Here is a 5,319-nt window from a genome sequence, read left to right on the forward strand (position 1 = left end):
CGGCGCTGCTGATCTACCGGCTCGGCCGGCTGCCCTCGGACCGTTCGTCGATCTTCCAGGTGCGGCTCGGAGAGGCGTTTGGTTGATTGTCTGGATCCTGGCCGGTCTCCTCGGGATGGCGACGGGACTGCGTATCGGCTGGGCAATAGTCAACAAACAGTCGGTGGTCAGCTCGGCGATGATCGTCGCATTGGGCAGCCTCGGCCTGGTTGCTGCCCTTAACTGGCAGCCGCTCACCCTGTTGATCGATGATCTGCTCGGCTGGCCCAACGTCGCGGTGGGACTGAGCCAAGTCGCCTTGGTGGTCTGTGCGGCCGGCAGTTGCGTGATGATCACGTCGGCGGCCTCCGAACGAAACCCGACAATCACCCGTCGGATCGCCATCGCCCAGTACAGCGTTGCTGCCGTCATCTCGGTATTGACCCTGGTGCTGTTCTTCGCCGATGGCCAGCAACCGGAGATGTCGCCAGAAGAGTATCTGCGCCGCAATCTCGGGCTCACCGGCAGCGCCTTGCCCTGGCTGCTGCCACTGTTGTATGTGTTGCTCGCGATGACGCTGGTCGTCTGGGCGGGGTTGCGGCACTCCAGCAGCAGCCGACGCGGACGGGCGTTGTTCGTCTTCACGGTCGGCATCGTGCTGATCGTGCTCGCGAGCGCGTTCTTCCTGTTGCGCGCAGTAGGTGGTCTGGCGCAGGTGGGGGTCGGCGCGGCCGCCACGTTGTTGGCCTGTGCGATGTTGGTGGTGGCGGTCGGATCGCTGCTGCCAACGATCGAGGATTGGTTTGGGGCGCGGCGCGAGCTTGCCGTCATCGACCCGCTGCTGTCCGAGCTCGGCCGTCGACAGCCCGATGTGGGCATTGGGGAACGCCCGCACGGTCCGTTGGTGTTCCGGGTCGCCGAGCGGATGTCGCTGATCTCCGACGCGCTGTACCTCGAGGCGATCGAGGCGGTGACCGTCAGGGACAGCACCCGGGAAGCCGTCGAGGCCGGCGGCGGGCGGCGGGCCGATGAGGGGCGGTCGGAACCTGGACCCGACCACGCCGCCGAATCGCCGACGGAGCGGGCCCGCGCGATCGCCCGATGGATTTACGCTGGGCGCGGCGAACAAATCCGGAACGGCATTGCGGCGTTTCCGGGACCGAACTGGCTGCGTCAACCCGACGGCTACTCAGACCGCGAATGGATCCTGGCGATAGCCGCGCAGTACCGTGACATGGACCGCGCAGGAGATGGCGAGTGATCTAAGTCACTGGGTCTGCGAAAACGGTTGGCAGACGCCCGCAGAACTTCGCCGAACCGTCGGGCGGGGCGCCCGGCAAGCTAATCGTCGAGGCGCTCCTTGCGGCGCAGCTCCTCGGCCTTCTGGACCAGGTCCTGCTTCGCCTCCGGAGACAGTCCGACCGTGCGCGCCGCAATGCGCCGGACCCCTTCGTCGCGCATGCCCGCCAGCAACGTCAATTCCTTGTCGAGCTTCTCGTAGTACTCGTCGTCGGTGAAGTAGGCGGGCTTGATTCGGAAGAAGTTAGCGAGTGCCGCCATGGTGGTTGCCGACGGGTTCGTACGGTTGCCTGAGCGGAGCTGAGACAGGTATGGCGCGGACATGGTGACGCCTTCGGCCTTGAGTGCGGCGATCACTTCGGCCGAGGTGTGGGGGCCACGCCCGGGCGGGTAAACCGTGTCGAACAGCCGGTTTAACCGGGCGGCGAACGTCTTGCTCATCGATCTTGACCTCCACATGCTTGGACGAGCGGTAATTGGCGACGTATTTGCTGACATCGTAGCGACAGTTGTCCCAACAGCCAAGTGTCAACGGCGTCTGAGTTAATATTCTTCTTTCCCGCGTTGTCGCGGTTCGGCGCATAACCAGAGGTGGGGCGGGTGCCCCGGTCAGCTGCCGCGATGCCGGTCGAAGCAAACAATGAAGAGGGCGCCACACCCGCGCGGACGCGGCTGGCGCAGCATCCTCGACGCCGGTGTCCGGATTCGTGGTCCGGCAACGACAGGTCCGCTGCTGTTTCGGGGCCGTCGAGTTTGCCAGCGCCGATGCTCAGTGGGTGTCTCGAGCTGGGCTGGCCGCCGCGCGGGCGGACCGGCGCCCGGGCCGCAGCCGGATCGCGGCGGTACCGACCACCGCGACCAGCACCGCGCCGATGGCGGCGAACGCGGCCCAGCGCAGTCCCAGGGCTCCGTCGAACAGCAACCACAGCCCGAAGATCAGAAAGAGCACACTGGCCATCGAGTGCAGGAACCGCTCTGGCAGTCGTTTGTGCAGCACGGCGCCTACCGCGATCGCGACGCCGTCGGCCAGAACCATGCCGGCGGTGGCGCCCAGCCACACGCCGGCCCAGTGATAATCGCTGGCCAGCGTTACCGTGGCCAGCATCGTCTTGTCGCCGAGTTCGGCCAGCACGAACGACGAGATGACGGCGAACAGGATGAATCGCGGCTCGGCGACGGGTAGATCGTCGTCGTCACCGGCGCGCTCCCGCCATGTCCACAGCGCGAAGAGCAGGAACGCGATCGCGGCGGCAAACGCGATCGGTTGCTCCGGCAACGTCAAGCCCAGGAAGTGTCCGATGGTCACCGACAGCCCGTGCACCAGCAGTGATGCCACGCCCACTCCGGTCAGCACCACCCACCAACGGTGCCGCAAGGCATATGTCATCGTGATCAGCTGCGATTTGTCGCCGAGTTCGGCGACGAAAACGACCCCCAGGCTGACCAGGGCTGCGGTAACCAATGAACGACCTTTCGACGCGGCGCCGCCGGGCCAGCTACCTGATCCGCCGACGTTCGGTCGAAGGTCTCGCCCACCGCGGTGCGGTTCGGGTGCCGGGCGATCCGCCAGTATGTCGACACCACGATTGGGGGCTACTCCCCTTCGCTGACAGAGTCGAGGCTAGCGGCCGAATGCCGAGTACGCCAGCCGGGCAGTCGATTTCGGACGTCCGTATTCAGACTTTCGACGAAGCACGACCAGAGGTGTGAAAACCCTTATGCGGCAAGCAGCATCGCCAGGACCGCGGTGTCGGGATGGCTGATCGGATCGACTCCGACGCGGCTCACCATCGACGTCACGGTGCCGTCGAGTTCGGCCTCGACCCAGGCGGCCCGGTGTTCCAACCCGAGGTGGGGCAGGCCGGGCAGCAGCACGCACCCGGAGGCCGCGCCGCTGCACTCGGGCAATGAGGGCGTGGTCTCCGACGGAGGGTGCAGCATCATCAGCGCCGGGGGTTGGTGCTCGGCGAAATAACCTGGTGGAACAGCGGTTTCGCCGACGACGGTGCCTTCTGCCAAGACCAGGCCGACAGTGCCTGGCGCCGGCTCGTCGGGCAGCTCTTCGCGAGCTCCGAAAATTGTTGTGGTGGAGAGCAAGCCAGGTAGAGATGCGACGCGGACCGCGACCATCAGCAGCTGCGCCCATTCCTTGGTGGAGTCCGGCCAGCGGCCCGAGACCACGAAGCCCTTCAGGGAACCACGTGAATGAAAGGGGGCGATCTCGATCGCTCCGCCAGACCCCGTTTCCATCGCGCCTCCCCGAATGGAGATTGCTGGTGACATCCGACACCACGATGAGTCGATTGGTACAGAATGCGATAGGCCGGGGCCGTGGGCAAGCGGACACGCACCAGAGAAGTCAGCGACCGGGTTCGGTGCCGCGCCGGGGCCGGCTTCGGACCGTCCAGACAACTCGGTACGAATCCTTGGCGGACACCCATCCGAATTCATGGGAGTCGGCCGAACCGGGCGCGCGCGGGTTGTCGGAGCGTGCTTCGAATATCGTGCGGTGGCCCGAGCTGAACACCTCGCCGACGCGCTTGACCAGCCATCGCGACGACCGGCGCGGGTCGCGGAACACCCGCAACTGGCCGCGTTGCGGGTCACCCCAGCGCAGCGCCAGCAGTCCGTCACCGGCGCCGAGCGTCGGACGCATCGAATCGTCGACCACCCGGAACATTCGCAGCGGCCATCGCCGCGGTCCATGGTTACGGCCCACCCACAGAGGGTAAGTTAAGGCCATGCTGCATCGACTCTTCGAGAACTCCACTCCCGCCCATGCCCACTGCGACCTGTACTGCGGCGTGTATGACCCTGCCCAGGCCAAGATCGAGGCACTCTCGTGCCTGAAGACGCTGCAGAAGTACCACGATTCCGACGACGACCACTTCAAGACTCGCGCCATCCTGATCAAGGAGCAGCGCGCCGAAGAGGTCAAGCACCATCTGATGGTGCTGTGGGCGGACTTCTTCACCAAGGACCACTTCGAGCAGTTCCCGAACCTGCACCAGCTGTTCTGGGACGGTGTTCACGGCGCCGGTGACGTCAAGAAGTCGCTCGACGTCGCCGTGGCCGAGAAGCTGCTCGCCACCATCGACGAGATCGCCGACATCTTCTGGCAGACCGAGAAGGCCAAGGGCATGGGGGTCTACCCGCCCGCCTGATCACACCAATCCGCCTCCGGCCGGCTCAGCGCACCTCGCTGGGCCGGCCCTCGTTCATCAACGGTGAGCAGCCTCGGCGAGGCCCAGCGGCGGCAAGTCTGCGGCGCCCGTCACCACAGGACGAGCAGAACCAAGAATCCCAGCAGGATGATGGCGATCAAGGAGGCGCGGAAGAACGCGATGAGCTGGTTGCGGTTGCAGACATGTGCAGACGAGTGCCATTCAGACGGCTGCGCCGCGGACCCCGGACCCATCGGATGCGATGCCATCACACTCTCCTGCCCTGCACTGTTGCGCCCATCCCCCAGTGAGATCTATCACAAGCTCATGCTGTGACGCCGATCATAGCCCCTCTTGTACCGAGACGAAATCCGGGTGCCGCAGGGCGCGCGGAATGGCCGCGCGCGGCGGCGGGGCGGGCCGCCACGAATGAGCCGCCACGAATGAATTGAGCCGGCTTAATCAATTTGCCCGGGGGTGTCGGCATCCTGTTGATCGGCCATCCGACGATCCGGCCATTTATCCACAATTAGCCGGGTTTATCGGTACAGAACCGGCGTTCACAGCTGGTCCCGTCCCGTTCCAGGCTGTGGATGAACCTGTGGAAACTGTGGATAGCTGCGGAATTGCTGCACCGTCACGGTGTTGGGCGACCACCGCTCGTCGGAGCGGGTCGTGCCAGCATGAATCACATGGACGAAATGGATGTCGCACAAGTCGACATGGCCGATGTGCCGGTGACCTTCGGTGATGACGAGGTGCTGCTCGACGTACGAGAACTCGATGAGTGGCAGCGCGGTCACATCGACGGCGCACAACACATTCCGATGGGTGAGGTGCCCGCGCGGCTGGCCGAGATCGACGCCGATGCCACCCT

The 5,319-nt window shown here is 65.2% G+C and carries 7 protein-coding genes and 1 pseudogene; 3 read left to right on the forward strand and 5 right to left on the reverse strand.

Going from position 1 to position 5,319, the window contains the following annotated elements:
* Positions 1 to 1,240, forward strand: a 1,240-nt coding sequence (locus ACN269_RS32995; RefSeq protein WP_421476993.1) for a hypothetical protein, incomplete at its 5' end; no start/stop codon positions are given.
* Positions 1,241 to 1,320: 80 nt separating this feature from the next.
* Here the strand turns inward: ACN269_RS32995 and ACN269_RS33000 are convergent.
* From ACN269_RS33000 to ACN269_RS33015, 4 genes and pseudogenes are all read right to left on the reverse strand, one after another.
* The gene (locus ACN269_RS33000; RefSeq protein WP_421476994.1) at positions 1,321 to 1,719 is read right to left on the reverse strand and encodes a transcriptional regulator; all 399 of its coding nucleotides are present in this window, start codon (positions 1,717 to 1,719) and stop codon (positions 1,321 to 1,323) included.
* A 469-nt stretch (positions 1,720 to 2,188) separates the two neighbouring features.
* Positions 2,189 to 2,740, reverse strand: a pseudogene (locus ACN269_RS33005) (TMEM165/GDT1 family protein); the annotation flags it as partial.
* 254 nt (positions 2,741 to 2,994) lie between these two features.
* The gene (locus ACN269_RS33010; protein ID WP_421476996.1) at positions 2,995 to 3,528 is read right to left on the reverse strand and encodes a peptidase; all 534 of its coding nucleotides are present in this window, start codon (positions 3,526 to 3,528) and stop codon (positions 2,995 to 2,997) included.
* A gap of 109 nt (positions 3,529 to 3,637) precedes the next feature.
* A complete protein-coding gene (locus ACN269_RS33015; protein WP_421476998.1) occupies positions 3,638 to 3,958 on the reverse strand; it encodes a S26 family signal peptidase in 321 nt (106 codons plus the stop codon).
* Positions 3,959 to 4,019: 61 nt separating this feature from the next.
* Between ACN269_RS33015 and sodN the strand changes: the two genes are divergently transcribed.
* Positions 4,020 to 4,442 (forward strand): superoxide dismutase, Ni, encoded by a 423-nt coding sequence (sodN, locus tag ACN269_RS33020; protein ID WP_421477000.1) that lies wholly within the window; start codon positions 4,020 to 4,022, stop codon positions 4,440 to 4,442.
* Positions 4,443 to 4,552: 110 nt separating this feature from the next.
* On the opposite strand, the gene ACN269_RS33025 is transcribed toward sodN, so the two are convergent.
* Positions 4,553 to 4,711: a hypothetical protein gene (locus ACN269_RS33025; RefSeq protein WP_421477002.1), complete on the reverse strand. Its 159-nt coding sequence runs from the start codon at positions 4,709 to 4,711 to the stop codon at positions 4,553 to 4,555.
* 423 nt (positions 4,712 to 5,134) lie between these two features.
* On the opposite strand from ACN269_RS33025, the gene ACN269_RS33030 reads away from it, so the two are divergent.
* On the forward strand, positions 5,135 to 5,319 hold a 185-nt coding region (locus ACN269_RS33030; RefSeq protein WP_421477004.1), incomplete at its 3' end, for a rhodanese-like domain-containing protein.

Source organism: Micromonospora sp. WMMD736, from assembly GCF_049179015.1.
Classification (GTDB): domain Bacteria; phylum Actinomycetota; class Actinomycetes; order Mycobacteriales; family Micromonosporaceae; genus Micromonospora.

Bases quoted from the DNA above. Each gene is read 5' to 3' on its own strand.
- ACN269_RS33000 (WP_421476994.1), bottom strand. From the start codon at position 1,719: ATGAGCAAGACGTTCGCCGCCCGGTTAAACCGGCTGTTCGACACGGTT.
- ACN269_RS33015 (WP_421476998.1), bottom strand. From the start codon at position 3,958: ATGTTCCGGGTGGTCGACGATTCGATGCGTCCGACGCTCGGCGCCGGT.
- sodN (WP_421477000.1), top strand. From the start codon at position 4,020: ATGCTGCATCGACTCTTCGAGAACTCCACTCCCGCCCATGCCCACTGC.
- ACN269_RS33010 (WP_421476996.1), bottom strand. From the start codon at position 3,528: ATGGAAACGGGGTCTGGCGGAGCGATCGAGATCGCCCCCTTTCATTCA.
- ACN269_RS33025 (WP_421477002.1), bottom strand. From the start codon at position 4,711: ATGGCATCGCATCCGATGGGTCCGGGGTCCGCGGCGCAGCCGTCTGAA.